Genomic DNA, 24,027 nt, shown 5'->3' with positions numbered 1-24,027 from the left:
GAGAGGCTCAGTAGGTGAGCGCGTCCTCGGCGGTGCCGAGGAAGCTGGTGGCCTGCATGTCGTTGACGGTGACGGGGCCGCCGTTGATCACGACGGTCGCCGGGGTCTCGGCGGCGCTGAGGGTGACTTCCACCTTGTCGGTGCTCTTGCCGCCCGCGGTGTCGGCGCGGGAGAACATGATGCCGGCGTAGGCGCGCTCGCCGGGCTTGAGGATCCAGTCCTCGGTGTCGGGGCCCATGTGCTCGGCCGAGCCGTCGAGTTCCGGGATGGTGATCACGAGTTCGTTGGGCGCCAGCAGGCATGCATCGGCGCCCTTGTTCGTCGCTGTCAGCAGTGCGTGGTTGACGGGCTTGGAGGCGACGGTGACGTCGTAGCTCAGGTCCGTGGTCTCGCACATGCCCACGCCTCCGTCCTGATCGTCGTCGGCGCCGGGCTCCGCGGACGGGGTGGCGCCACCGCTGTCCGCGGAGCTGCCGCTGTCGTCACCCGGGTCGGTGGTCGCGGGAGTGTCGGCGTCCTTGTCGGCGCCCGCGGGGGACGCGCTCGCCGCCTTGCTCGGGGCGGCCGCGTCGGTCTCACCGTCGCCGTTGCAGGCGGTCAGCGCCACGATGCTGAGGGAGAGGAGCGCGAGTACGGCAGCGGTGCGTCTCGGACGAGTGGTGTGAGCCATGAGGAGTCCCCCGGGAAGTTGGAATGTCCCGGTGATCGTGCCTCATGGAACCGGCGTCGCCATCCGCTCGCACCGACAAAGATCTGTCTGCGAACATGTTTGTGACACTGTCACAGCGGCCGCTGGCCGATTTCGCGCTCCATGACGCGCCGGGCCGCCTCCTCTTCCGCCGCCGGCGGTGAGAGTTCGTCGAGGGTGTCGAGCTCGTCGTCCGATTCCAGTTCCCGTTCCCAGGCCGCCGCGAGCCGCTCCTGCTCCTGGCGCGGCTTGGCGCCGACGGCCTCGCGATGATCCGGGTCCAGGGCTGTGAGGAAGCGTCCGACCGGGTCTGTGGACATACGGTGCTCCTTGTCGCGAGAACGGGGTGTCACGCTGCCCCAGCATGGCCGAACGCTTCCTCCACGGGCCGCCCGACACCGCCGGGGACACCCCGTTGGCTCTCACGGCAGGGTCCTCCGTCAGGCCTTCGTGGCGTGCTGTGCCGTCTGCGCGGTGCCGCGGGCCGGCGCGCTCGGCCACCACGCCTTGGGCCCGATGTCGATCACCAGGGCGGGCACCAGCAGCGACCGGACGACGAGCGTGTCCAGCAGTACCCCGAAGGCGACGATGAAGGCGATCTGCACCAGGAAGGCCAGCGGAATCACCATCAGGGCCGCGAACGTCGCCGCGAGGACCACACCCGCCGAGGTGATCACCCCGCCGGTCGTGGTCAGCCCGCGCAGCACCCCTCGCCGGTTGCCGTGGACCAAGGTCTCCTCCCGGACCCGGGACATGAGGAAGATGTTGTAGTCCACGCCGAGCGCCACAAGGAACACGAACCCGTACAGCGGTACCGAGGCGTCCGTGCCGCTGAACCCGAGGAGATGCTCGAAGACGAGCGCCGAAACCCCCAGCGTGGCCAGGAAGTTGAGCGCGACGGTCGCGACCAGCAGCACGGGTACGAGCAGCGAGCGCAGCAGCGCCATCAGGATCAGCAGGATGACGGCCAGCACGATCGGCACGATGACCGTCCGGTCGCGGGCGGCGGTCCGCTGGGTGTCGTACTGCTGCGCCGTGTACCCGCCGACCAGGGCGTCCGCCCCGGAGACCGCGTGTACGTTCGCGCGCAGCCGCCGAATCGTCTCCTTGGCCTCGTCGCTGTCCGCGGCGGCGTGCAGGGTGGCGTCGATGCGGACGCGTCCGTCGACGACGAGCAGCTCGGCCGCACTGGGCTGTCCGGTGGCGGAGACCGCGTCGGCCGAGGCCACGCCAGAGGTGGCCGTGGCGGCGGCGGTCACCTCGGTGGCCCGGTCGGCGTCGGCGATGATGATCGCGGGGTTGCCGGACCCGCCGGGGAAGTGCGCGCCGAGCGTGCGCTGCGCGGCGACCGAGGGCGCGTCGTTCACGAAGATCTCGTCGAGGGGCACGCCCTTGGAGGAGAGGGCGGGGGAGAAGGCCGCGAGGGTGCCCAGGACGAGGGCGGTCACCATCCAGGTCAGCCGCGGCCGGCGGTTCACCGTCGCGGCGACCCGGCGCCACACCCCACTGCCGCCCGCCGCGGGCTTCGCCCGGGACGGCCAGTAGGCGGTGCGGCCCAGCAGTGCCAGCACGGCGGGCAGGAAGGTGAGCGTGGCGAGTACGGCACATCCGATGCCGATGGCGCCGACCGGTCCGAGGGCGCGGTTATTGGTGAGGTCACTGGCGAGCAGGGCGAGCAGTCCGAGGGCCACGGTGGCGGCGCTGGCGGTGATGGCGCCGAAGGAGCGGCGTACGGCGGCCATCGCGGCCGTGACGCGGTCCTCGCTCGCGGCGAGTTCCTCGCGGAAGCGCGCGGCGAGCAGCAGGGCGTAGTCGGTGGCCGCGCCGATCACCAGGATCGACAGGATGCCCTGTACCTGTCCGTCGACCCGGACCACGTCCTGCTCCGCGAGCGCGTAGACGACCGCGCAGGCCAGCCCGAGTGCGAACACCGAGCTGAGGATGATCAGGAAGGGCAGCAGGACGCTGCGGTAGACCAGGAGCAGGATCAGCAGCACCGCGCCGAGCGCCACGCCCAGCAGCAGGCCGTCGATGCCCGCGAAGGCGTCGGACAGGTCGGCCTGGCTCGCCGCCGGTCCGGCGATCTGCGCCGTGGCTCCCGCCACGCCCTCTGCCGCGTTCCGTATCCCGTCCAGTGCCGTGGGCAGTTCGTCGCCCAGGTCCGGTTCCAGTTGGACGACGGCCTGCATCGCGCGACCGTCCGTGGAGAGCGAGGCGGGTGACGGCGTGCCCACGAAGCCGGGCTGTCCGGCGAGGGAGCCGAGGGCGCGGGTGGCGGTGCTCAGTTGCGCCGCGCTGATCCGTTGCCCGTCCGCCGTCCAGACCACGACGGCGGGCAGGGTCTCGGACTGATCGAACGCCTCGCGGGCCTTGAGCACTTGGGTGGACTCGGCACTCTGCGGCAGGAACGCGGCCTGGTCGTTGGTGGCCACCTCGCCCAGCTTGCCCGCGTAGGGGCCGAGCGCGCCGCCCACGCCCAGCCAGACGAGCAACAGGGCGAGCGGCACCAGCCACCGGGCCCAGCGCGGTGCGATGTTCATGAAGGTCCCCAGCAGTCGACGAAGTATGTCGATGGCAAAGTATCTCAATCATCGAGCGACTTTATACTGGGGGTCATGAGCGATCCCGGCACGCCCGCGCTGCCTCTTCTGGGAGATGACCCGACAGGGTTGCAGTCCTTCGCCGTTCTCCTGCGCCGGATGAACGGCGAGTTCAACCGGATCGCTCAGGAGTTCGCCCATGCCCAGGGGCTGCATCTGACCGACGTCCAGGCGTTGATCGCCGTGCTGGACGCCGACCCCGACGACGGCCCCATGACTCCCGGCCGGCTGCGCAGGCAGCTCAATCTCACCTCCGGTGCGATGACCGCGTGCATCGACCGACTGGAGCGGGCAGGGCATGTGCGGCGAGTGCGCGCCGTCGACGACCGCCGCGTGGTGCACCTGCACTACGCGGCGGCGGGCAAGCGCCTCGCCCGGGACTACTTCAGGCCCCTGGCCCACAGCACCGATACGGCGCGCGGCCGCTTCACCCCTGAAGAGCTGGGTGTGGTCGTACGGTTCCTGGCCGAGATGAACCGGGAGCTGGTCCTCCTGCGCCAGGACTCCGACTAGCGGAGTGTGGTGATCGAGGCGACGACGGTCAGCCGAGCGGGTTGGTCGTCTCGCGGAGGGTGGTCAGCGCCGGGGCGTACATACGGGCCTTGATGGTGCCGAGGGTGTCGCCGGCCTTGCCCGCCAGTGCCGCCGCGATCTCTACGGCGGTGGAACGCACCGCTTCCTCGGCGACCGCGTGGTCGACTATCCCGGCGGCCGCGGCGTCCGAGCCGCCGTAGCGGCGGGCGGTGACCATGGACTCGTGGGCGGACTGGGGTGCCAGGCGGGACTGGATGAGCGCCGCCATGCCGGGGGTGAAGGGGATGTTGATGTCCGCCTCGGGCAGGCACCAGAAGCCGCGGTCGGCGCGCATGACGCGGAAGTCGTGGGCGAGGGAGAGCATCGCGCCGGCGGCGAAGGTGTGCCCCTGCAACGCGGCCACGGTGATGACCGGCAGCGACAGCATCCGCGCGAACAGCTCATGGACCGAGACGACGTAGTCCAGGTGCTGGTCGGCGTGGGCGAACAGCCAGTCCAGGTCGAGGCCGTTGGAGTAGAACTTGCCCGTGGCGGCGGTGACCAGGGCGCGGGGGCCCTCCGCCTTCTCCACCTCGTCGAGGGCGGCACCGACAGCGGTGATCCAGTCGGGGTGGAAGCGGTTCTCTCCGTCTCCCAGGTCGAGGACGAAGACGTTGTCCTGGCGGTCGAGCGAGGGCATGGTGACTCCTTCGGGTGCGCGGGTGGAGCTGCTGAACGGATCAGGTACGGGGTGCGGTCCCGTCGTGGCGGGGCAGGGCGTGGACGAGGAGGTCGTGGATCTCGGTGGCCACGGCCTCCAGCGGCGCGGTGCTCCGCTCGGCCCGGCACATGATCACCGCGCCCTCGACGGCGGCGATGATGAACGCGGCGAGCCTGCGGCCCCGCTCCTCGGTGACGCCGTGCCGGAGGAAGAGCGCCGCGAGCGCTTGCTGCCAGCGGGCGAAGACGGCGGCGGCGGAGCGGGCGAGCTGGGGCGCGTCGTCGTTGGTCTCGACGGCGACCGCCGTGATCGGGCAGCCCGCCCGGAATGCGCTCTCCACGAGCCGGTCGCGCCACAGGGCGAAGAACGCGTCGACGGCCTCGACCGGGTCGTCGACCTCCATGGCGGCTTCGATGAGCCCGGCGATGAAGTCCCCGGCCAGAGCCACCGCCTCGTCGATGAGCTGCGCCCGCCCGCCGGGGAAGTGGTGGTACACCGACCCGCGCGGGGCCCCGCTGTGTGCGAGCACCCGGTCGATACTGGTCGCGCTCGCGCCGGACTCACGCAGCAACGCGGCAGCACTGAGGATCATCCGGTCCCGACTGTCACTCCTGCGCGGACTCACCGCCCACCACCTTCCCGACGACAGAGTGGGAGAGGCCCCCCGTGGGGCCTACCTGCCGGTAACTTATGGGGGATGGCATAGAACGTGCAAGGGGGTGCGGCGAGGGCTCAGCGCTCCAAGAGGGCCGTCTCCTCGTCGGTGAGCCGGTCGAAGCAGGTGTCCTCCGTGGCCACGGCGGAGGAGTCGCTCCAGGTCGCGAGCGTGCTGTGCCGGGCGTGAAGGGTCCAGCCCCGCTTCTTGTAGGTGGCCATGAAATGCGTGCCGTCGTCCCCGAGCGGCACCTCGTCGTCGGCGCCGGTCTTCTTCCAGCCGCGTGCCACCAGGTCCGAGAGGGCGACGTCCAGATTCCCTCGCATACGGTCCTGGTCGGAGGCGCCCGTCTGGTGATGGAACCAGGAGACCGTGCAGGGCGAGAGGCGTGCCGTGAGCGCGGCCAGCTTCCGTTCCTTGTTCGTCGCTCCCGGGCCCGGCGACTCTCCGGCTTCCACCTTCGTCCTGCCCTCGGGCAGGCCGGCGACCGCGACGGCCGCTTCCAGGTCGGCCCGCACGGCCCGCTGGTCGAAGGGCGCCGGGGAGGCCGCGGCCGGGGTGGAGGGCTCGGCGCCGCCGCAGCCGACGACAAGGGCCAGGCCAGCGGCGGTGACGAGGAGTCGGGCCCTGGCCACGGTGGTACGCATGCGGTTCTTCTCTCGGTGCCTGGTGACCGGGCACCGGTGAGCCGGTCCGGGTCGGTGTTGCGCATCTTGGACCCGGATCCTCGCACACACGTTCTCTGGCCTGCGGAGTCAGGGGTTCTGATGCGATGTCTGTACGACGCTCAGACCATCGGCAGGGCGCTTTCACCGGAACGAGTGAGGCGGTTGGACGCGCGGAGAAGTCGCCGGGCAGCATTACCCGCCGGCGACCATCCGGCCGCCGTGCCCTAGCTGTCTCAACATTCTCAACACACCCCATTTCAGGAGTACTTGGTGTTCCAGGGATTTCGCTCGTTCCTGCTGCGCGGCAATGTGGTCGACCTGGCGGTCGGCATCGTCATCGGCGCCGCGTTCACCGCCGTCGTCACCGGCTTCGTCACCGCGTTCCTCACGCCGCTGATCGGCGTGGCGACCGGCGCGGTCGGCGACTTCAGCAAGCAGGCCTTCACCGTCGGGGGGACTGACTTCCCCTACGGCGCCTTCCTGAACGCCCTGATCAGCTTTGTGCTCGTCGCCGCCGTGATCTACTTCGCCGTCGTGGTGCCCGTGGGCCGGCTCCAGGCGCGGTTCAACCCGGTCAAGGACCAGCCCGTGGCCAAGTCCGACTGCCCGGACTGCCTCAGCACGGTGCCCGCGGCGGCCGTGCGGTGCGCGTTCTGCACCTCCGAGCTGGCGGGCCGTCCCGGATTCCCCGCACAGGTGACGACCTCCGTCGGCTGACCCTCGCTGCCGCGGGGATCTGGACCAGGCCGGGGACGTCGTCCTCGCCGAGGTGTCCGGCGCACTGGACACCTTTCGGCCACCTACAGCCCGTATGTCCTGCCGATGATGTCGCGCTGGATCTCGCTGGTGCCGCCGTACACCGTGGACACGACGGTCTGCCGCAGCAGGGCCTCCATGCCGTACTCCGTGGCGTAGCCGTAGCCGCCCATCATCTGCATGCCCTCCAGGGTGACGTGCTTGGCGAGTTCGGTGCACTTCAGCTTGGCCATGGACGCTTCGCGGGCGAACATGCGGTCGGGTTCGGCGTCGATCGCCGCGGCGACGTCGTCCAGGAGCAGTCGGGCGCACTCGAGCTCGGTGGCCATGTCGGCGATGCGGTGCTTGAGTGTCTGGAACGAGCCGATCGGACGGCCGAACTGCTCGCGCTGGCGCACGTATTGCAGCGTGTCGTCGAAGGCCCGCTGGGCCACGCCCAGCATCAACGCGGCGAGGATCATGCGCTCCAGGTTCAGCCCGGCCATCAGCTGGCTCCAGCCCTGCCCGGGCGCGCCGACGACCGCGGAGTCGGGGATGAAGCAGTCCGTGAAGTAGAGGTCGTTGACGTCCTTGCCGCCCATGGTGTCGATGCCCCTGATCCGGAGGCCCTCTGCGTCGGTCGGCACCATGAACTGAGTGAGGCCCTGGTGCTTGGAGTCCCCTTGCCCGGTGCGGGCGACGAGCAGGATGTGGTCGGCGAAGTGGGCGTTGGAGCACCAGGTCTTCTGGCCGTTGAGCAGATAGCCGCCGGCGGCGCGGTCGGCCCGGCAGGTGAGGGCGCCCACGTCGGAGCCCGCGCCCGGCTCGGACATCGAGATGGCCTCGACCCGGCCCCGTGTCACGCCCTGGAGGACGACGCGCTTCTGCTGCTCGGTGCCGAACTTCTCGTAAGCGGCGGCGGCGATGACGGTGGTTCCGAAGCCGCTGATGGGCGCCCGCCCGTAGGCCGTCCCCTGGAGGAAGAGACAGAGGTCCACCATGCCGCGGCCCGCGCCGTCGTACTCCTCCGGGACGGCGATGCTCAGCCAGCCGAGGGCCGCCATCTTCTCGTAGAGCCGCTGGTTGTGCTGTTCCTGGCCGTTGGCCGTGAGCTTGTCGCGCTGTTCCTTCGTGCCGCACTCGCGGCGGCAGAAGTCGGCTATCGCCTTGACCAGGTCGCGGCGTTCGTCCGACAGGACTCGGGGCATGGGGTTCCTCTCCTGAGGGCAGGGTGACCAGCGGCGCTCAGTCGTCCCGTACGGCGGGATGGACCGTGTTGAGCAGGTGGAGCACGGTGCGGGTCAGCATCACGTGCAGATCGCTGCGGCTGAGGGTGCCGCGCACCAGCCATTCGCGGGAGGCGGCCTTGAGCATGCTGCTGTGGGCGCGAATCATCGCCCGGAGCTTGGGCGTTGCCTCGGTGACGTCGGTCATCATGGCGGCTTCGAGGATCCGGTCGGTGGCGATCTCGTCGGCTTCGAGCATGATCTGGTCGATCTCGGGGTCGTTGCCGAGCGATTCGAGCCCGATCGCGGAGAGCCACATGTCCCGGTTGCGCTCGACGACTTCGAGCCACCGGTCGACACAGATCGACAGGCGTTCCTCGGGGGTGGTGGGCGGCAGCCGTTCCGAGACGGAGGCGGGGACGACCATCATCTGCCGTACGACGTCCAGGTAGAGCTGTCGTTTGCCGCCGAAGTAGTGGTTGATCAGCGCGCGGGCCACACCGGCCTCGGCCGCGATGTCCGAAGTGGACACCGACGCGTAGCTGTTGGCGCCGAACAGCCTGCGCGCGACGGAGAGGATCTCCGCCCGCCGGGCGTCCGGCTCCATCCTGCGACGCGGTGCCTGGCGCTGATCGACCATGGCGTCATTCCTCTCGTTGTGGTGCTGTCGATGACGGATCCCGTGGACCGGGCTCTATGTGTACATCGACTCGATCGTGTCGGCGTGCCGCTGGTCGATGGCCTTGCGGCGCAGGCTCAGCTTCGGGGTCAGCTCGCCGGATTCCGCGGTCCACGGCCCGGCCAGGACCCGGTACCGCTTGACCTGTTCGGCCCTGGAGAGCACCGAGTTGGCGTGCTCGATGGCGGTGTCCAGGGCCGCGAGCACGGTGGGATGGCGGGCCAGTTCCGTAAGGCCCGGTTCGGTGATCCCGTTGGCCTTCGCCCACAGCGGGGCAGTCTCCTCGTCGAGCACCAGGAGCGCGGTGAGGTAGCGGCGCCGGTCGCCGATCGCGACGGCCTGCGCGATGAGCGGGTGCGCCCGCAGCAGGGACTCGATCTTCGTCGGGGCGATGTTCTTGCCGCCGGCGGTGATGATGATCTCCTTCTTGCGGTCGGTGACGGCGACGATGCCCCGTGAGTCGACCGATCCGACGTCGCCGGTGGGCAGCCAGCCCTCAGGGTCGGTCGCGGGCTCGATGCGGCCGTCGGCCTGGAGGTACCCGGCGAAGACGACGGGGCCGCGGACCAGGAGTTCACCGTCCGGGGCTTCCTTGACCTCGATACCGGGACCGGCCCGCCCGACCGAGCCGAGCGCGAACACCTCGGGCGTGCTGACCGTCGCGGCGCCCGTGGTCTCGCTCAGACCCCACACCTCGTACACCGCGAGACCCACGCTCGCCAGGAACTCCAGTACCCCGGTGGGAATCGGTGCCGCTCCGCTGAACGCCCTGCGGCACGCGCCGAATCCGATGGCGGCGCGGAGCGGCTCCAGCACCTGGGCGTCGAGCTGTTCGAGGCTCTTGGCGAGCTCCGCGGGGATGTCCTGGCCGGCCGAGCGCAGGCGATATACCTCAAGGGCGGTCTTCCGGGCCTGCGCGACAGCCGTGGCCTGTGCGTCGGGAAGCGTCGCGAGCTTCGCCTGGAGGCCCGCGGCGAAGTTCTCCCAGACCCGCGGGACGCCGAAGAACCCGTGCGGCAGGGCGGCGAGCAGCGTCGGCAGGAGCTGTGCCGGATCCGGACAGATGGTGACGTGGCCGGCGTTGCAGATCGGCAGGTAGATCCCGAGGACCCGCTCGGCGATGTGTGCCATCGGCAGGTAGGCGACCGTGCGTGGATGCTCCGGGCCGGGCACGAGCTGATCCTGCATCAGGGACTCGTGGATCACGTTGCGGTGGGTGAGCACCACGCCCTTGGGCTCGCCGGTGGTGCCCGAGGTGTACACCAGGGCCAGCGGATGGTCGGGCCGGGCGGCGTCCGTGAGCTCCTCGAACGCGGCGTCGTCGGGCGGCAGGGCGCCGCGCACCGCCGAGTAGGCGACGAAGCGCGGGTCGCCGACGGGGGCGGCGCTCCAGTCGAGGAGCACCACGGCCCGCACGTGCGGCAGGTCCTTGAGGACCGGCTGCCACCGGCGCAGTTGCTCCTCGCCCTCCAGGACGAGGACGGTGGCCGCGCTGTGCCGGGCCAGCGTGCCGATCTGCTCGGTGCTGAGCGTGTCATAGGTGCTGCATGCCAGGGCGCCGATGTGGATCGCGGCGAGGTCCGTGACCCAGTGCTCCGCGCGTTTGGACATGGAGATGAGCATGCGGTCGCCCCGGCGCAGACCGAGTGCGGTCAGGCCGCGGGTGAGGGCGGCGACCTCGGCGCGCAGCTGCGTCCAGGTCAGGGTCCCCGCGTCCGGGCCGGGACCGGTGGTCAGTGCGGGGCGCTCGGGGAACTGCTGTGCGTTGCGGCGCAGCAGCCCGGTGATGGTCAGGCCCTCGGTGGACTGGTGCAGCGGCTCTGCCGGGGTCACGGCGGGCTCCCTCCGTCGTGGAGCGGATCTGCTTCAGCGGCCCCACAGTGGACCCGCTCTTGGCGTGGTGTCAATAGAGCAATCGCAAGCGCTTGGACAGACGCCTGAGAGCCTCGCCTGCTCATCAACTCTCGCTAACTGAAAGCAATTTGAATCGAAGTCGACTCTATTGACACTGCGCCAGTAGTGCCCTTACCTGTCCGCGCCGGACACGCGCCGCACGGGCGGCGGAGAGGAAGTGTGACGACAGTGACCGAGGCATTCATCTACGACGCGGTCCGCACCCCACCACGACCCGGTGCGCGACGGTCGCGGCGTCCTGGATCTCGACGGTGAACTGTTCGAAGTGCCGGCGGAACTCACGGCGTACCACCTGCTCGACCAGCACTTCCTTGGTGGCCAACCGGCGGTAGACGGTGATCCGGGACACCCGCGCGAGCCGTGCGACGTCGCCATGGTGGAGCACCTGATCCCCGTCCGGCAGAACTGCTCGTAGGCGGCATCGAGCAGACGCAGGGCCACCTCGTCGTCCGGGACCGTGAAGCCTCTGGCGCTCGGGCTCCGATTGTGCTCCCCTGTTGAAACAAAGATTCTGACTGTGTATCAGCGTATCAGAGCGACTATCCCGGCTGCCGAACTCAAGGAGGAGTTCAGAGCTATGGACGGACTCAGCAGGCGCAAGATGCTGTTGGCGGGAGGGGCCCTGGGGGCCTTCGGCGCACTGGGCGCCGCGTCACCGGCCGGCGCCCGTTCCTTGTGGACGTGGTCGCCGAGCGCGTCGGTGGCGGGCGCGGGAGCGGGCGCCGACCCGGAATGGGTGTGGGACGAGGAGGCCGACCGGCTCATCGCCGCCGTGATCGACCGTGGCGATGTGCCCAGGGTCAACGAGCAGTTGCGTACCTGGACCCGCAACGACCAGGCGCCACCGGCCGGACTGCCGCAGGACGTAAGGGACTTCATGGCGAGGGCCGCCCAACTGCCGTCCTGGGCCGACCGGGGCAAGCTGGAGGCGGCGGCGAAGTTCAGCGAGGGCCGCAGCCTGTACCTCAACGTGCTCAACGGCATCGGCGGCGGCATGCTGAGCACGGCCATTCCCAGGGAGGCGCGTTCCGTCTACTACTCCAAGGGCGGCGCCGACATGGAGGACCGGGTCGCCAAGACGAGCCTGCTCGGCTTCGCCATCGGTGACCTCAAGGCCTACCGGGCGGACGGCGACTGCATCGTGCAGGCCGTCAAGACGCGCATGGTGCACGCGGCGGTGCGGCACCTGCTGCCCAAGTCCCCGGAGTGGACCCGCACCAGCGGCGGCCAGACGATCCCCATCAGCCAGGCGGACATCCTCGTCACCTGGCACAGCCTCGCCACCTACGCCATGCAGAAGCTGCTGGAGTGGAAGGTCCAGGTCACCCCCGCCGAGTCCGCGGCCTACCTGCATGTGTGGCAGGTGACTGCCCACCTGCTCGGCGTCCGCGACGAGTACATCCCCGCCACCTGGAACGCGGCCAACGCCCAGTCCAAGCAGGTCCTCGACCCGATTCTGACCTCCACCAGGGAAGGCGTGGAACTGACCGACACCCTGCTGGGCCAGCTCGCCGAGCAGACCAGCCCCGGCGGCATCGACCGCCCGCTCGTCAACGCGTTCGCCCGGTATCTGGTCGGTGACCGGGTCGCGGACCTGGACCGCATCCCCCATGAGCCGTTCTGGGAGAAGACGATCGAGGTCGTCTGGCCGAAGCTGGTGGCCTACCGCGAGGGCCTGATCGCGCTGCCGCTGGTCCCGCCGCTCGCCTGGACGGTCGACGAGGCGGCACGCCAGTACATCCTGTTCTACCTCACCAAGGGGCAAGGCACCGCGATCGAGATCCCCGACACCAACCGGCCTGTTTCCAACTGATCCGATCCAAGGAGGAGTTCACGCGATGAACGGGTTCAGCAGTCGATCCGGACACGAGGTCGGCAGGCGCAAGCTGCTGCTGACGGGCGGCGCCCTGGGCGCCTTCGGGGCGATCGCCGCGGCCTCTCCCGCGGCCGCGCGCTCCCTGTGGACGTGGTCGCCGAGCGCGTCGGTGGCGGGCGCGGGAGCGGGCATCGACCCGGAATGGGTCTGGGACGAGGAGGCGGACCCGGTGCTCGCCGCCGTGCTCGACCGGGGCGATGTGCCGAGGATCAACGAACTGCTGCGGCAGTGGACCCGCAACGATCAGGCCCTGCCCGACGGACTCCCCTCGGATCTGCGGGAGTTCATGGAACACGCCCGCCGAATGCCGTCCTGGGCGGACCGGGCGAAGCTCGACCGCGGCGCACAGTTCAGCAAGACCAAGGGAATCTACGTCGGCGCCCTCTACGGACTCGGCAGCGGCCTGATGAGCACCGCCATCCCCCGCGAGTCGCGCGCCGTGTACTACTCCAAGGGCGGCGCCGACATGAAGGACCGCGTTGCCAAGACCGCGAAACTCGGCTACGACATCGGCGACCTGGACGCCTACCAGCCGCACGGCTCGATGATCGTGACCGCCGTGAAGACCCGGATGGTGCACGCGGCCGTACGGCACCTGCTGCCTCAGTCCCCGGACTGGACCCGCACCAGCGGCGGTCAGACCATTCCCATCAGCCAGGCGGACGTCCTCGTCACCTGGCACAGCCTGGCCACGTTTGTCATGCGCAAGCTAGTCGAGTGGAAGGTCCGGATCAGTGCCGCCGACGCGGAGGCGTACCTGCACGTGTGGCAGGTCAGTGCGGCCATGCTCGGCGTCAACGACGAGTACATTCCAGCCACTTGGGACGCGGCGAACGCCCAGTCCAGGCAGGTCCTGGTCCCGATCCTGGCCCACACCCGTGAGGGCGAGGCGCTGGCCGAGGTCCTCCTCGACATCGTGGCCGAACTCGACGCCGGCGTGACGCGTCCCCTGATCAGCGCGTTCTCCAGGTACACGCTCGGTGACCGGGTCGGCGACATGATCGGCCTGTCGCAGGAACCGGTTCTGAAGCCCGTGATCGCCGCCGCCTGGCCGCTCCTCGTCGCCTTCCGCGAGGGCCTGATCCCCCTCCCCGGCATCCCGACGGTCGCCTGGACCCTGGAGGAGGCCCTGCGCCGGTTCGTCCTGCTCTTTCTCGCCGAAGGGCAGCGGATCGCCATCGACATCCCGGACATGAACCGCCCATCATGACCCGTGGCGCGCCAGGGGCGATGACCGTCACCCCTGGCACCCTCCCGCCGAGCCCCCACTCATCGGAGCCGAGCCGCCTCATGCACCTACCGAACAGACCGCGCAGCAGCACGACGACACGGCAGGGCGACGGGGGGAACCGCCCATGAACGGAGCCGAGGCAGAGCAGGGCCCCACCGTCGGCAGACGGCGCTTCCTGGGCTACGTACTGGCGGCCCCCACCCTGGTGTCCGCGGCCCACCTCCTCCCCGCCCCGCAGGCCGCCGCCGACACCTCCGCGACCGGCGTTCCGTCCGCGGACATCACCGAACTGGTGGCCCTCAACGACGTCATGACCGCCGCCGCGCTGCCGACCTCCGGCCTGATCACGATCCAGGTCGACAGCGACGGCACCGTCTCCTTCGCCCTGCCCCGCGCCGAAGTGGGCCAGGGCATCACCACCTCCACGGCCATGCTCATCGCCGAGGAAATGGACGTACCCCTGGACCGGGTGCGGGTGACGCTGGCCGACGCCCGCCCGGAACTGGTCTTCAACCAGCTCACCGGCGCCTCCAACACCACCGTCTCGACCTACACCCCGGTCCGGGTCGCCGCCGCCGTCGCGCGCGGACGGCTGCTCCGGGCCGCGGCGAGCGAACTCGGTGCCGCCGAAGGCGAACTCACCCTCGAGGCGGGAGTGATCACCGGCCCAGGAGGCAGGACGATCGGCATCGGCGTGCTCGCCGAGAAGGCCGCGGGCCAGCGGACCGAGCAGGTGTCGGTGGAGCTGAAGCCGCGGGAGAGCTTCTCCGTCATCGGCACCCCGCGCGGCCGTATCGACGCGCTCGCCGCGGTCACCGGGCGCAAGAAGTTCACGATGGACCTCGACATACCCGGCGCGCTGCCGACCATGGTCTGCCGCCCGCCGACCATCAACGGCAAGGTCGGCTCGGTGGCCAATCCGGCCGAGGTCCGTGCCATGCCCGGCGTCACGGACGTGGTGGTGATCTCCACCGGGGTGGCCGTCCGCGCGGAGACGTTCGGGCAGTGCATCGACGCCGTACGCGCCCTGCAGGTGACGTGGCGGGCCGGTACCGCGGAAGGGCAGTCCGACGAGTCGGTGCTCCAGGACCTGCGGTCCGCCGAACTGCCCATGGGCCTGCCGCCGTTGACGCCGAGGGTGGAGGGAAAGTTCACTTTCCACTTCCGTGGCAACAGCGCGCTGGAGCCCAACTGCGCGATAGCCGACGTACGTTCTGACCGTGCCGAGATCTGGTCCAGCCTCAAAGCTCCCATCGTCGCCAAGGAGATGATCGCCGCCGCGCTGAAGCTGCCGCTCGACGCGGTCGAGGTGCATGTCACCGAGGGCGGCGGCTCGTTCGGGCGCAAGCTGTTCTTCGACGCGGCGCTGGAGGCCGCCGAAGTGTCGAAGAAGATCGGCAAGCCGGTCAAGCTGCTGTGGCACCGCGCCGACGACGCCCGCCAGGGCCGCGTCCACCCCATGGCCACCTCACGGGTCCGCGTCACCCACCTCGGCGGCACCGTCCTCAGCTACCAGCAACGGCACACCAGCGTCGCCACCGACCTGAGCCACGGTTTCGGCGAACTCCTCACCGCCATGGCCGCCAGGCTTCCGGTGGCCGACCTCGGCTTCTCGGAGACCTTTTTCCAGCTCTCCCAGTCGATGCCCTACGACTTCGGCGTCGGCAGCCGGCTGCTCAACGAGACGAACAAGAGCTTCAACACTGGCAGCATGCGCAACGTGTACTCGCCCGACACGACCTGCGCTCGCGAGCTGATCGTCGACCAGGTCGCGTCCAGGACGGGCAAGGACCCCTACCGCTTCCGGCGTGACGTCCTGCGCGACGACCGCTCGAAGGCGGTGCTGGAGAAGGTCGCCGAGGCCGGCGAGTGGGGCCGGACCATGCCCGAGGGAACCGCGCAGGGCATCGCCTTCCACTCCGAGTACCACTCGGTCAGCGCCGCGCTGGTGGAGATCGACTGCCGCCCGGAGACCGTGAACCGGCCCGTCCGCGACGGTGTGACCGGGCCCCGCGTCACCAAGGCCGTGTTCGCCGTGGACGTCGGCCTCGCCGTCAACCCCCGTGGCCTCGAAGCCCAGATGATGGGCTGCGTGATGGACGGCATCGCACTGGCCCTGACCTCCAGCCTGCACCTGCGCGACGGCCACTTCCTCGAAGCGAGCTGGGACAACTATTTCTACACCCGGCAGTGGAACACCCCGCCGGAGCTCCGGATCATCGTCGTGCCGACGAGCACCGGCGAACCGGGCGGGGCGGGTGAGTTGGGCGTCGCCGCGTCGATGGCCGCGGTCGCCTGCGCCTACGGCCGGGCGACCGGCACCATGCCCACCACCTTCCCCATCAACCACGGCACGCTCTCCTTCACCCCCAAGCCCACCGTCCCACCGGTCCCGCCGTCCCCGACCGACGGCCTGGACCACGCCCGCTGACCCGAGGAGACCTCGTGCCCGAGCACACCTTCCGCCTCAACGGCGAGCAGGTCACCGTCGAAGTGGCCGACGACGTACGACTGTTGTGGGTACTGCGTGACCTCCTCGGCGTCACCGGCCCCAAGTACGGCTGCGGCATCAACGTCTGCAAGGCCTGCACCAGCCATCTCAACGGCAAGGCCGTCAACCCCTGCGCGATCCCGGTGAAGGACCTGAAGGAGACCGACGAGGTCACCACCATCGAGGGGCTCGCGGCCACGGTGGACGCGGAACTGCACCCGATGCAGCAGGCGTGGCTGGAGCAGGACGTGGCCCAGTGCGGCTACTGCCAGCCGGGCCAGATCATGGCCGCGGTCGCCCTGGTCCGCCGGGTCGCGGAGGAGGGCCGCGAGATCACCGACGCCGACCTCGACGCCATCCGCAACGTCTGCCGCTGCGGGACGTACTTCCGGATCCGTGCGGCGATCAGGGCCGGCGCCGAGCGCATGTGACGGAGCCTGGCCGTGCGGCCTCCGCCGGGGTGCCGACGGAGGCCGCAGGGCGTTCACGCGGCCGGTGCGGTGACGTTCTCGCCCTCGTCCGCCGGGCTGGGCTCGGCCGCCCGGCGCCGCGTGAGCCAGACCGCGAGGACCGTCAGCAGGATGGCGGCCCCGAGCAGGCCGAGCGGACCGGCCGTCCTGAGCAGCCACAGCAGGCGCTCCGTGGTGGCGGCATCGGCGGCCTGGCCGTCCACCGAGGCGTCCGTGCCCTTGACGTCGACGTCGGTCACGGGGAACAGCGCCACCGGGCCGTCGGGGCCCTGGGTCCGGGCGACGACGGTCTGGTGCAGGGCACCGTTCAGGGACAGGCCGGTGTCCGCGTCGACCCAGCCGCGCCGCTCGGTGGTGGAGGTGTAGGTGAGCGGCACGGTCTCGGGCAGGGCGGCGAGCACGGACTGCTCCGGGCGCTGGTCCGCGGGCAGCGCGGCGGAGAGTCCGGCCACTGCCTCGCGCGGCAGGGCCTTGGGCAGGGACCGCAAGGTGGCGGGGTCGGAGAGCGGGCCGTCGGCCTCGACGGCGTACACATAGGCGCTGCGGTCGGCCACGGTTGTCCTGCCCTCGTACCGGGCGGGTACCGCCCGCTGGGTGGCGGTGTCCCAGAACCGGTAGTCGCGCGGTTCGGGTTCCAGGGGCCAGGCGATGACCAGCCCGTGGTGCTGCGTGGCGCCGGAGCCCTCGGGGACCGGGCGGTCGGCGAGCGTCCGCCGGTCCACCGCCCAGACCTGCCGGGAAGCGGACAGCTTCTTGCCCCCGGGCCCGCGCATCACGGCCTCGTCGGAGACGACGGCGGTACGGCCGTGGGTGTCCCGCACCTCGACACGGCGGTCCAGGGTGATGGGGACGTCGCGGAGGTAGGGGTCGGCGCCCTCACCTGCCTGGAGGGCGGACGCGTTGAGCAGGGTGGCGGTGCCCTGGTAGCGGAACGTGCTCTCGGAGTCGGCCGGTACCTGATGCAGGGCCGGGTAGACGGTGAACCGGGTGAGGGCCGAGGCGGCCACCAGCACCACCGCTGATCCGCTCAGAACCCAACTGCTGTTGCGCATGGCCTCTCCTCGGGGCGGGAGTCGGCAGGTTCGCCGCTCGATACTTAGCGAGCGCTAGATAAGCTAAAGGCGGTCGAAGTAGGGGTCAATACTGCCGAGTTGGCGATTCCGTGCCGGATTGCTTCCTTGGCGGAACTGATCGCGTACGCCCACCGCCGAGCACGCACGAGTGATCGATAGACTCGCCGCCAGGAGCGGGCGGAGGGCAGAGGTCATGGCGGAGGTTGCGGCGGCACTGCGCGCGGACGGGCACGAGGACTGGCGGGTGTACGGGCCGCTGGAGCTGCCGCCCATACTCGACGCCGCCCTGACGGCGTTCGACGAGCACGGCTACCACGGCACCAGCGTGCGGGACATCGCGCGGCGCATCGGGGTCACCGTGCCGACCCTCTACTACCACTTCGAGAACAAGCAGGCGATGCTGGTCGAGCTGCTCATGGGCTCGATGCGGGCGGTGCTCGGCCGCTGCCGCGATGCGATCGGGGACGCGGACACCGACCCGGTGGTCCGCTTCAGGGCGCTGGTCGAGTGCATCGTTCTGTACATGGCCCAGCGGGCGCCGCTGGCCTTCCTGGACACCGAGATCCGCAGCCTGGAGGCGGACAACCGGGAGCGCTACGTCGCCCTGCGCGACGAGTTGGAGGCACTGCTCCGGCACAGCGTGCGCGACGCCGTGGACGTGGGCGCCTTCACCACTCCCTACCCGGTGGACGCCGCGCGTGCCGTGCTGACCATGTGTCAGGGAGTGGCGAACTGGTATCGCGCCGACGGCCCTTTGACCCCGTCCGCCCTGGCCGACCGGTACGTGGAGATCGCCCTTTCCACCGTCGGCCACCGCGCGCGGGTTTGAGGGCCGTACGCGAGGCTGTCCGCTAGGAGGGAACCCGGACCTGAGCCGGGAGTCCACCGGGGTGCTGGACCTGGGTCGGCTCCGGCAGTGCGGGCCAGTAGTGCTCGGTGAACAGACGGGCGACCAGTTCGCCCCGGCTGGAGACGTGCGCCTTGGCGAAGACGGTCTTGAGGTGGTCCCGGACGGTGTGCGGGGAGATGAACAGCGTCGTGGCGATCTCGGCGGTGGTCATCCCGCGTGCGATGAGCTGAGTGATCTGAAGCTCTCGTGAGGTCAGTCCGTACGCCTCGGCGACCAGCACCGCCAGGTCCGTCGGGGTGGCGGGCTCGATGACGAGAGCCACCGGGCCCGGCCGGCCGGCAGGTCCGGTGAGGGAGGAGGCGTGGCAGTTGAGCCAGCGGCCCTCGGTGGTCCGGATGCGCATCCGGGCGTTGCCGTGGTCACGGCCGTCGGCGATCGCGCGCGCCTGGAGGACGGTTCCGATCACCCAGATCGGCAGCGCCAGCCCCAGCGGCGAGGGGAAGGACGGCCCTTCCGGCAGCGACGCGAGGTGCTGACGTGCCTCGTCGTTGACCGACATGGCTTCGCCTGATTCGTCGAAGAGGATCAGGCCGGGCGCGGGGGAGTCCGGCTGGGGTGCGGACTTGGGCGGTCTGGCGAACCCGCGCAGCCGCGAGGCCAGCGGTCCGGACAGGTCGGCGAGCAACGCGACCTCGTCCGGACGGAAGGCGTCGGTGGTGCGGAACAGGCTCACCAGCCCCCAAGGCCGGCTGCCGATCCGCAGTACCGCGCGCAGTTCGTCGTGCACGCCCTGGCTGCGCAGCAGGCGCCGGAAGCGGGCACTGCGGGCGGGCAGCCCGTCGGTGACCGCGCGCAGCCCGGCCGCCGGCACGGGCGCGCGGGCCAACTCGCGGAAGGGTACGACGTTCTCCTCCAGCAGCTCGCTCTCCCAGTACGTGGCACAGCCCTCGCCGGAGCCGAGGTTCTCGACCAGCATCGGGGCCGTGATCAGGCCGGTCTCGGGGTCGGCGGCCGTCCACACGGCGGAGTGGAACGGCACCAGCCGGCGTAGCCCGGCCGAGGCCCGGCTGAACAACTCGGCGGCATCGGCGGCCTGTTCGGCGGCCGACAGCAGCGGCCGGCACGGTTCGGTCATGCGTATCCCCTCCGTGGATCAGCCTGCCCGACCCCTCCGCACGGCGCCAACCCCTCAATCGAGGGGGTTCGTTCCGGGCCGTTCGCCCCAGGCGGGGGATGGGGATCCGGGGCGGCTTCGACGAAGGTCGATGACACACGATCACCGGACAGGAAGACCGAGGAAGATCATGGACATCGCGATCGTCGGAGGAGGTTCGGCCGCGGTCGGACTGCTGGACGCGCTGGCCGCCCCGGACGGCGTCACCACGGCCGGGGGCGAGACCGGCACGATCACGGTCTTCGAGCCGTCCCCGCACCTGTGGCGGGGGCGGCCGTACGGCCCGGACCTGGACACCGTGCTGGTGAACTCGCCCCCGGCCCTGATGTCGATCCGCAGCGGCGACTTCGGCCACTACGCGGCCTGGCTGGGAGAGCGGGGCGCCGAGCACGTCGACGAACTCCTGGGCCGGCCGCTCGTCCCGCGTGCGCTCTACGGCGACTACCTGGTGCACACCGCCGAGAAGGCCATCGCGGCTCTGGGCGAGCGGGGTTGGCTCGTACGCGTCGTGCCCGCCGGGGTGGACGGGGTCGCCCGCCCCGGAGCCCGTCTCGTGCTGCGCACGAACGGCGGCGAGGAGCACGAGGCCACCCACGTGGCGCTGTGCGTGGGCGGAGGAACACCCCCCGACCTGTACGGTCTCGCCGGCCACCCGGGCTTCACCGGCGACCCCTACCCGATGGCCGGCACACTCGACCGCATACCGGCCGAGGCCGATGTTGCGATCATCGGCAGCGGTCTGACCGCCGTGGACGTCGTCGTGTCCCTCGCCGCGCACGGGCACCGGGGCCGGATCACGCTCCTGTCCCGCAGCGGAGTGCTGCCCTATGTCTGGCAGCGCCCGCACGACCTGCGCCCGCGGCATGTGACCGCCGACCGGGTGGCGGTGCTTCACCAGGCACGGGGGTTTGTCACGCTCGACGACCTCACGGGGCTGCTGCGTGCGGAGTTGGCGGACGCGGCGGAGGATTTCGACGAGCTCATGGCGGAACTGCGGGACACGGAGACCGAGGACCCGGTGCGGCGGCTCCGCCGGCAGCTCGACGCCGTCGACGACCCCCGGATCGGCCGACGCGTGCTCCAGCAGACGGCACACACCGTCGGACCGTACGCCTGGCGGCTGTTGCCCGCATCCGACCGAGCGTGGCTGCGGAGCCACCGCCGCACGGCCACCAGCGTGGCCTCGCCCATGGTTCCGGTGAACGCGGCAGTCCTGATGCGGCTGTTGGACTCCGGCCAACTCGACATCACGTCCGGCGTCCACGCGGTCGAGCCGGTCAACGGTGGGTTCCGGGTGAGGGCCGGTGACAGCGAACGCACCGCGGATGCCGTCGTCAACGCCGTGAACCCGTCCGCGCAGGCCGTTCCGCTCGCGGCCCGGCAACTGGTCCGGTCCCTGGCCGGCACCGGCCTGGCCACACTCCACCCCTCCGGCGGCCTGATCCCCGCCGACCCGCGTGTGCACGTGGTCGGCGACCTGACCGGCGGCGGTTCGTACATCACCTCCAGCATCCCCGGCATCGCCGCGCAGGCGTCCAGCACCGCTCGGGCGCTCGGTACGCCCTGACAGCCGCGACACGTCGTCTCCCCTGGGGGCGTCTACCTATCCGCGGTCCACCCGCGTGATCCTCAGCGGTTCCGCGGACGGCTCGCAACCGCACCTACGTCCGCCCGCGGTCTCGGGCGCGCAGGAGCAGGGGCGGAGGCGTCGGCCGAGCCACCAGGTTCCGGCGGCGAGCACGGCCAGGACCACGGCGAGGCCGGGCAGCCAGCCCACCATCGCCCCGGCACCGCCTCCGACGACGCCCGCCGTGATCAGCAGGGGCAGCGCGCAGCACGCCACACAGGCCAGGGCGGCCAGGCCGCCGAGGGCCTTGGGCGCGCGGTGGGGGCGGGGGTCAGCAGCAGGGGCCGGCATGGCGGTTCTCCTGGGCGAGGTCGGTGAAGGGGATGGGGCAGCAGGCGCTTCCGGCGCAGACGGTCAGGTCGTCGCAGCCCGCCTCCACCGCGGCGGCCAGGGCCGTGCGGATGGTGGTCAGGTCGGCGATCCTCGCGTCGACCTCCACCAGCTTGGCCGCGGCGCGTTCCTGGAGTCCCGCGACGGGTCGGCCGTGGCGGTGGCGGCCGGTCTCCAGGAGTTCGGCGACCTCCTCCAGCGTGAACCCGAGCCGCTGGGCGGCCTTGATCACCCTCAGTGCGGTCACCGCCTCCTCGGGATAGAGGCGGTGACCGCCGATGCTGCGTTCCGGCTCGGCCAGCAGGCCGCGCCGCTCGTAGTAGCGCAGGGTCTGGACGTTCACCCCGGCCGCCTCGGCGACCTGCCCGCTGCGCAGGCCCGCGCTCATTGCTGCTCCCCGGCGGCGGTCCGTGCGGCGAGCGCGTCCAGAACCGCCTCGTGCGCCGGGTCGACCGCGATGTCCAGGCCGATCAGGTCATCCCCGGAGGTGGTGGTGAAGGTGAAGAACGAGCAACAGCCGCGCTCCCGCTCCACCAGATCCCGCACGCGCTCCTCCACACCAGGCCCGCCCGTCAGCTCCAGACGCAGTCGCAGGGGCTCCGGCCTCGACAACGAGGTCAGCCGCTCACGCAACAGCCCGTCCCACGCCGCGACCCGCAGGGGCCGCTCCTCGGTGGGCAGCGTGCAGGACTCCGGCGCCCACACCTGATCACTCATGGCACTCACTCCCGTCGTCACGCCCCGCGGGCGGGGACATCTCCAACGTAAACCTGTACCTGGGTACCGATTGCAAGAGGGAGCGCCTCGGTTCGGGGAGAGGCACAGCTCCGCCAGGCGGTGGCGATGGCCAGGATCACGAGGCCGACGAGGGCCGCCGTCGTGGCGAAGACCCAACGGGTGAGGGCGCGTACGCGCATTTCGCCGGCCGCCCGCACCGACCGTGGCCTGCATCTCGGCGGCGGCCTCCTCGACACTGAGCTCCAGGCCGTCGCACAGCAGCGCCGCCCGGCGTTGCCACGGCGGAAGCACCAGGAGGGCGCGCACCACCGGGTCTGTGGGCAGCGGTCCGGGACGGGTGAGGACCTGCCGCACCTGGTGCCAGGGCGAGAGCGCGTAATCATGGGCCCGCGCCCGCACCCATCCGACCGAATCGGGATCGCGCGCTGCCGTCGCCTCGCCTTCGAGGCTGCCGAGCCCGTCAGTACGTGCGCCTGCTGGACGAGACCGGGTGCTGCCAGGCGCCGGCCAGGGTGGCGAACTCGCTCAGCGGCGTCGAACTGGACGTCGTCACCGAGGCGTTCATCGGCCGGCTGAGTGGGGCGTGGACCATGGTGGATGTTCCTGTGTGAGTCATGGGGCAGGTTCCAGCACCCGGTGTGCAGCCGCACGCCTATGCGTACGGCTGCACACCGGGGGCTGTGTCGGTAGGGACCGGAGGCCACGCAGGCGCGCCAGAGCCCGCCCGTGGTGCGGTCAGCCCTTGGAGCGCTGCTGCGCGTGGGCCCCTTTGCGGGCGCGGTGCTTGGAGGAGAGCTGGCCGACGAGTTCCCAGAAGCACACCAAGGCGGTGATGGGTGGAATCCCGAGCGTCACGAACGCCAGTGCCGAGTGGGAGGAGTGACTGACGCACAGGGCCACGGCCAGGGCGGAGGTCACCAGGAGCACACCCCAGGAGCGGGGCGCGGGCTGGTGCTGAACGGTCGCCCGAAGGATCGAGAGAGCCGCGACGAACCAAGGGCCGTACACGGTCAGCGGCCACCACAGCGCCAGCTGTGCCGGCAGGACGAACTCGGCGATCGTGCGGAGTTGGCCGTAGGTGTAAGTGATGGACCAGCCCAGCAGACACGCGGCACACACCGCGATGGCGGCGAACAGGACCGTCACATGACTGATGCGCTGCGCTGCCACGAGGATGGGCGGTTTCGACCGCATACGCCTGCGGTCACTTCGGGACAGCGTCTGAACGGCCGGCTCCGCGGATGCCTTCGGAGCCGAGGCCGCGGACAGCATCTCGGCCAATTCCTCCTCAAGGCCACCGCGGCTCAGCGGGGTGTCGAGGCCGACTCCTTCCCAAGTCTGTTGAGCGGGGATGGGAGCGCTGTCGTACAGGTCCCGGGTGTCGTGCTCCGACCTCCGGGGATACTGCGGAACATAAGCGCTTTCCCTGTTGTACCAGTCCATCCGGATACCCTCGTACTGTTACTCGAATTATTCTGTCGGAGTGCGGAACCCGGACGGCGGTGTCGATTCGGTTCTCATCGTCCTGAATCTCGATCGGACCATCATTCGATGGGTCGGTAAGACCTACGTGACTGGTCAACTGCGCACCGGACGTGACCGGCGGGAGAATCCTTTCTCCATAACTGCCTACCCCTTTCACGTCCACCTAACGAACGAGATCGGAAAAGGGGATGCAGGGCAACCGGGTGATTGCGTCACACGAATGAGTTATACGAAACTTCGAGTCAAACGTTTGCCCGATAATTGATGGGCGTCTATGCGCAAG

At 70.5% G+C, this 24,027-nt stretch carries 25 protein-coding genes; 8 read left to right on the top strand and 17 right to left on the bottom strand.

What is annotated here, in order from left to right; genetic code table 11:
- Window positions 1-7: 7 nt before the first annotated feature.
- From STRCI_RS01375 to STRCI_RS01365, 3 genes are all read right to left on the bottom strand, one after another.
- Window positions 8-670, bottom strand: a complete 663-nt coding sequence (locus STRCI_RS01375) for a DUF4232 domain-containing protein (protein ID WP_269656924.1) — start codon at window positions 668-670, stop codon at window positions 8-10.
- Window positions 671-780: 110 nt separating this feature from the next.
- Window positions 781-1,008 carry a hypothetical protein gene (locus STRCI_RS01370; RefSeq protein WP_269656923.1) on the bottom strand — a complete coding sequence of 76 codons (228 nt, stop codon included), beginning with the start codon at window positions 1,006-1,008 and terminating at the stop codon, window positions 781-783.
- Between the two features lie 120 nt (window positions 1,009-1,128).
- Window positions 1,129-3,228 carry an MMPL family transporter gene (locus STRCI_RS01365; protein ID WP_269656922.1) on the bottom strand — a complete coding sequence of 700 codons (2,100 nt, stop codon included), beginning with the start codon at window positions 3,226-3,228 and terminating at the stop codon, window positions 1,129-1,131.
- A 75-nt stretch (window positions 3,229-3,303) separates the two neighbouring features.
- Between STRCI_RS01365 and STRCI_RS01360 the strand changes: the two genes are divergently transcribed.
- Entirely contained in the window at window positions 3,304-3,801 is a 498-nt protein-coding gene (locus STRCI_RS01360) for a MarR family winged helix-turn-helix transcriptional regulator (RefSeq protein ID WP_269656921.1), read from the top strand.
- Between the two features lie 28 nt (window positions 3,802-3,829).
- Here the strand turns inward: STRCI_RS01360 and STRCI_RS01355 are convergent, their stop codons facing one another.
- The 3 genes from STRCI_RS01355 to STRCI_RS01345 all read right to left on the bottom strand — a co-directional run bounded on the left by STRCI_RS01355 (window position 3,830) and on the right by STRCI_RS01345 (window position 5,824).
- Window positions 3,830-4,501, bottom strand: coding sequence for an enoyl-CoA hydratase-related protein (locus STRCI_RS01355; RefSeq protein ID WP_269656920.1), 672 nt, complete (start codon window positions 4,499-4,501; stop codon window positions 3,830-3,832).
- 40 nt (window positions 4,502-4,541) lie between these two features.
- Window positions 4,542-5,114 (bottom strand): TetR/AcrR family transcriptional regulator, encoded by a 573-nt coding sequence (locus tag STRCI_RS01350; RefSeq protein WP_269656919.1) that lies wholly within the window; start codon window positions 5,112-5,114, stop codon window positions 4,542-4,544.
- Between the two features lie 140 nt (window positions 5,115-5,254).
- On the bottom strand, window positions 5,255-5,824 hold the full coding sequence (locus STRCI_RS01345) for a hypothetical protein (RefSeq protein WP_269656918.1): 570 nt from the start codon (window positions 5,822-5,824) through the stop codon (window positions 5,255-5,257).
- A 291-nt stretch (window positions 5,825-6,115) separates the two neighbouring features.
- Here STRCI_RS01345 and mscL point away from each other — a divergent pair, with 291 nt between their 5' ends.
- A complete protein-coding gene (mscL, locus tag STRCI_RS01340; protein WP_269656917.1) occupies window positions 6,116-6,562 on the top strand; it encodes a large conductance mechanosensitive channel protein MscL in 447 nt (148 codons plus the stop codon).
- A gap of 83 nt (window positions 6,563-6,645) precedes the next feature.
- On the opposite strand, the gene STRCI_RS01335 is transcribed toward mscL, so the two are convergent.
- From STRCI_RS01335 to STRCI_RS01320, 4 genes are all read right to left on the bottom strand, one after another.
- A complete protein-coding gene (locus STRCI_RS01335) occupies window positions 6,646-7,788 on the bottom strand; it encodes an acyl-CoA dehydrogenase family protein (protein ID WP_269656916.1) in 1,143 nt (380 codons plus the stop codon).
- 37 nt (window positions 7,789-7,825) lie between these two features.
- On the bottom strand, window positions 7,826-8,446 hold the full coding sequence (locus STRCI_RS01330) for a TetR/AcrR family transcriptional regulator (protein ID WP_269656915.1): 621 nt from the start codon (window positions 8,444-8,446) through the stop codon (window positions 7,826-7,828).
- Window positions 8,447-8,500: 54 nt separating this feature from the next.
- Window positions 8,501-10,318 (bottom strand): AMP-dependent synthetase/ligase, encoded by a 1,818-nt coding sequence (locus STRCI_RS01325; protein WP_269656914.1) that lies wholly within the window; start codon window positions 10,316-10,318, stop codon window positions 8,501-8,503.
- A 262-nt stretch (window positions 10,319-10,580) separates the two neighbouring features.
- Window positions 10,581-10,784 carry a hypothetical protein gene (locus tag STRCI_RS01320; RefSeq protein WP_269656913.1) on the bottom strand — a complete coding sequence of 68 codons (204 nt, stop codon included), beginning with the start codon at window positions 10,782-10,784 and terminating at the stop codon, window positions 10,581-10,583.
- Window positions 10,785-10,976: 192 nt separating this feature from the next.
- Between STRCI_RS01320 and STRCI_RS01315 the strand changes: the two genes are divergently transcribed.
- The 4 genes from STRCI_RS01315 to STRCI_RS01300 all read left to right on the top strand — a co-directional run bounded on the left by STRCI_RS01315 (window position 10,977) and on the right by STRCI_RS01300 (window position 16,428).
- Complete coding sequence (locus STRCI_RS01315) at window positions 10,977-12,212, top strand: oxygenase MpaB family protein (protein ID WP_269656912.1); 1,236 nt, start codon at window positions 10,977-10,979, stop codon at window positions 12,210-12,212.
- A 25-nt stretch (window positions 12,213-12,237) separates the two neighbouring features.
- On the top strand, window positions 12,238-13,485 hold the full coding sequence (locus STRCI_RS01310; RefSeq protein ID WP_269656911.1) for an oxygenase MpaB family protein: 1,248 nt from the start codon (window positions 12,238-12,240) through the stop codon (window positions 13,483-13,485).
- A 145-nt stretch (window positions 13,486-13,630) separates the two neighbouring features.
- Window positions 13,631-15,937 (top strand): molybdopterin cofactor-binding domain-containing protein, encoded by a 2,307-nt coding sequence (locus STRCI_RS01305; RefSeq protein WP_269656910.1) that lies wholly within the window; start codon window positions 13,631-13,633, stop codon window positions 15,935-15,937.
- A gap of 14 nt (window positions 15,938-15,951) precedes the next feature.
- Entirely contained in the window at window positions 15,952-16,428 is a 477-nt protein-coding gene (locus tag STRCI_RS01300; protein WP_269656909.1) for a (2Fe-2S)-binding protein, read from the top strand.
- Window positions 16,429-16,481: 53 nt separating this feature from the next.
- Here the strand turns inward: STRCI_RS01300 and STRCI_RS01295 are convergent, their stop codons facing one another.
- Complete coding sequence (locus STRCI_RS01295; protein WP_269656908.1) at window positions 16,482-17,519, bottom strand: porin PorA family protein; 1,038 nt, start codon at window positions 17,517-17,519, stop codon at window positions 16,482-16,484.
- 214 nt (window positions 17,520-17,733) lie between these two features.
- Here STRCI_RS01295 and STRCI_RS01290 point away from each other — a divergent pair, with 214 nt between their 5' ends.
- Window positions 17,734-18,369 carry a TetR/AcrR family transcriptional regulator gene (locus STRCI_RS01290; protein WP_269656907.1) on the top strand — a complete coding sequence of 212 codons (636 nt, stop codon included), beginning with the start codon at window positions 17,734-17,736 and terminating at the stop codon, window positions 18,367-18,369.
- A 22-nt stretch (window positions 18,370-18,391) separates the two neighbouring features.
- Here the strand turns inward: STRCI_RS01290 and STRCI_RS01285 are convergent, their stop codons facing one another.
- Window positions 18,392-19,525, bottom strand: coding sequence for a helix-turn-helix domain-containing protein (locus tag STRCI_RS01285; protein ID WP_269656906.1), 1,134 nt, complete (start codon window positions 19,523-19,525; stop codon window positions 18,392-18,394).
- Between the two features lie 169 nt (window positions 19,526-19,694).
- Between STRCI_RS01285 and STRCI_RS01280 the strand changes: the two genes are divergently transcribed.
- The gene (locus tag STRCI_RS01280; protein ID WP_269656905.1) at window positions 19,695-21,131 is read left to right on the top strand and encodes an FAD/NAD(P)-binding protein; all 1,437 of its coding nucleotides are present in this window, start codon (window positions 19,695-19,697) and stop codon (window positions 21,129-21,131) included.
- 36 nt (window positions 21,132-21,167) lie between these two features.
- Here the strand turns inward: STRCI_RS01280 and STRCI_RS01275 are convergent, their stop codons facing one another.
- From STRCI_RS01275 to STRCI_RS01255, 5 genes are all read right to left on the bottom strand, one after another.
- Entirely contained in the window at window positions 21,168-21,482 is a 315-nt protein-coding gene (locus tag STRCI_RS01275; RefSeq protein WP_269656904.1) for a hypothetical protein, read from the bottom strand.
- On the bottom strand, window positions 21,463-21,909 hold the full coding sequence (locus STRCI_RS01270) for a MerR family transcriptional regulator (protein WP_269656903.1): 447 nt from the start codon (window positions 21,907-21,909) through the stop codon (window positions 21,463-21,465). The genes STRCI_RS01275 and STRCI_RS01270 overlap by 20 nt, the downstream gene beginning before the upstream one ends.
- Window positions 21,906-22,238 carry a hypothetical protein gene (locus STRCI_RS01265; RefSeq protein ID WP_269656902.1) on the bottom strand — a complete coding sequence of 111 codons (333 nt, stop codon included), beginning with the start codon at window positions 22,236-22,238 and terminating at the stop codon, window positions 21,906-21,908. The genes STRCI_RS01270 and STRCI_RS01265 overlap by 4 nt, the downstream gene beginning before the upstream one ends.
- Window positions 22,239-22,719: 481 nt before the next feature.
- The gene (locus STRCI_RS01260) at window positions 22,720-22,851 is read right to left on the bottom strand and encodes a hypothetical protein (RefSeq protein ID WP_269656901.1); all 132 of its coding nucleotides are present in this window, start codon (window positions 22,849-22,851) and stop codon (window positions 22,720-22,722) included.
- Window positions 22,852-22,994: 143 nt separating this feature from the next.
- Window positions 22,995-23,429, bottom strand: coding sequence for a DUF2637 domain-containing protein (locus STRCI_RS01255; RefSeq protein ID WP_269656900.1), 435 nt, complete (start codon window positions 23,427-23,429; stop codon window positions 22,995-22,997).
- Window positions 23,430-24,027: the final 598 nt, after the last annotated feature.

The sequence above is a fragment of the Streptomyces cinnabarinus genome (assembly GCF_027270315.1).
Taxonomy (GTDB): domain Bacteria; phylum Actinomycetota; class Actinomycetes; order Streptomycetales; family Streptomycetaceae; genus Streptomyces; species Streptomyces cinnabarinus.
This window is presented reverse-complemented; position numbering and strand designations above follow the sequence as displayed.

Coding starts and splice junctions, on each gene's coding strand:
- STRCI_RS01280 (WP_269656905.1), top strand. CDS start 19,695: ATGGACATCGCGATCGTCGGAGGAGGTTCGGCCGCGGTCGGACTGCTG.
- STRCI_RS01365 (WP_269656922.1), bottom strand. CDS start 3,228: ATGAACATCGCACCGCGCTGGGCCCGGTGGCTGGTGCCGCTCGCCCTG.
- STRCI_RS01350 (WP_269656919.1), bottom strand. CDS start 5,114: ATGATCCTCAGTGCTGCCGCGTTGCTGCGTGAGTCCGGCGCGAGCGCG.
- STRCI_RS01355 (WP_269656920.1), bottom strand. CDS start 4,501: ATGCCCTCGCTCGACCGCCAGGACAACGTCTTCGTCCTCGACCTGGGA.
- STRCI_RS01260 (WP_269656901.1), bottom strand. CDS start 22,851: ATGGTCCACGCCCCACTCAGCCGGCCGATGAACGCCTCGGTGACGACG.
- STRCI_RS01275 (WP_269656904.1), bottom strand. CDS start 21,482: ATGCCGGCCCCTGCTGCTGACCCCCGCCCCCACCGCGCGCCCAAGGCC.
- STRCI_RS01290 (WP_269656907.1), top strand. CDS start 17,734: ATGGCGGAGGTTGCGGCGGCACTGCGCGCGGACGGGCACGAGGACTGG.
- STRCI_RS01370 (WP_269656923.1), bottom strand. CDS start 1,008: ATGTCCACAGACCCGGTCGGACGCTTCCTCACAGCCCTGGACCCGGAT.
- STRCI_RS01330 (WP_269656915.1), bottom strand. CDS start 8,446: ATGGTCGATCAGCGCCAGGCACCGCGTCGCAGGATGGAGCCGGACGCC.
- STRCI_RS01270 (WP_269656903.1), bottom strand. CDS start 21,909: ATGAGCGCGGGCCTGCGCAGCGGGCAGGTCGCCGAGGCGGCCGGGGTG.
- STRCI_RS01285 (WP_269656906.1), bottom strand. CDS start 19,525: ATGACCGAACCGTGCCGGCCGCTGCTGTCGGCCGCCGAACAGGCCGCC.
- STRCI_RS01295 (WP_269656908.1), bottom strand. CDS start 17,519: ATGCGCAACAGCAGTTGGGTTCTGAGCGGATCAGCGGTGGTGCTGGTG.
- STRCI_RS01305 (WP_269656910.1), top strand. CDS start 13,631: ATGAACGGAGCCGAGGCAGAGCAGGGCCCCACCGTCGGCAGACGGCGC.
- STRCI_RS01360 (WP_269656921.1), top strand. CDS start 3,304: ATGAGCGATCCCGGCACGCCCGCGCTGCCTCTTCTGGGAGATGACCCG.
- STRCI_RS01315 (WP_269656912.1), top strand. CDS start 10,977: ATGGACGGACTCAGCAGGCGCAAGATGCTGTTGGCGGGAGGGGCCCTG.
- STRCI_RS01375 (WP_269656924.1), bottom strand. CDS start 670: ATGGCTCACACCACTCGTCCGAGACGCACCGCTGCCGTACTCGCGCTC.
- STRCI_RS01265 (WP_269656902.1), bottom strand. CDS start 22,238: ATGAGTGATCAGGTGTGGGCGCCGGAGTCCTGCACGCTGCCCACCGAG.
- STRCI_RS01310 (WP_269656911.1), top strand. CDS start 12,238: ATGAACGGGTTCAGCAGTCGATCCGGACACGAGGTCGGCAGGCGCAAG.
- STRCI_RS01345 (WP_269656918.1), bottom strand. CDS start 5,824: ATGCGTACCACCGTGGCCAGGGCCCGACTCCTCGTCACCGCCGCTGGC.
- STRCI_RS01335 (WP_269656916.1), bottom strand. CDS start 7,788: ATGCCCCGAGTCCTGTCGGACGAACGCCGCGACCTGGTCAAGGCGATA.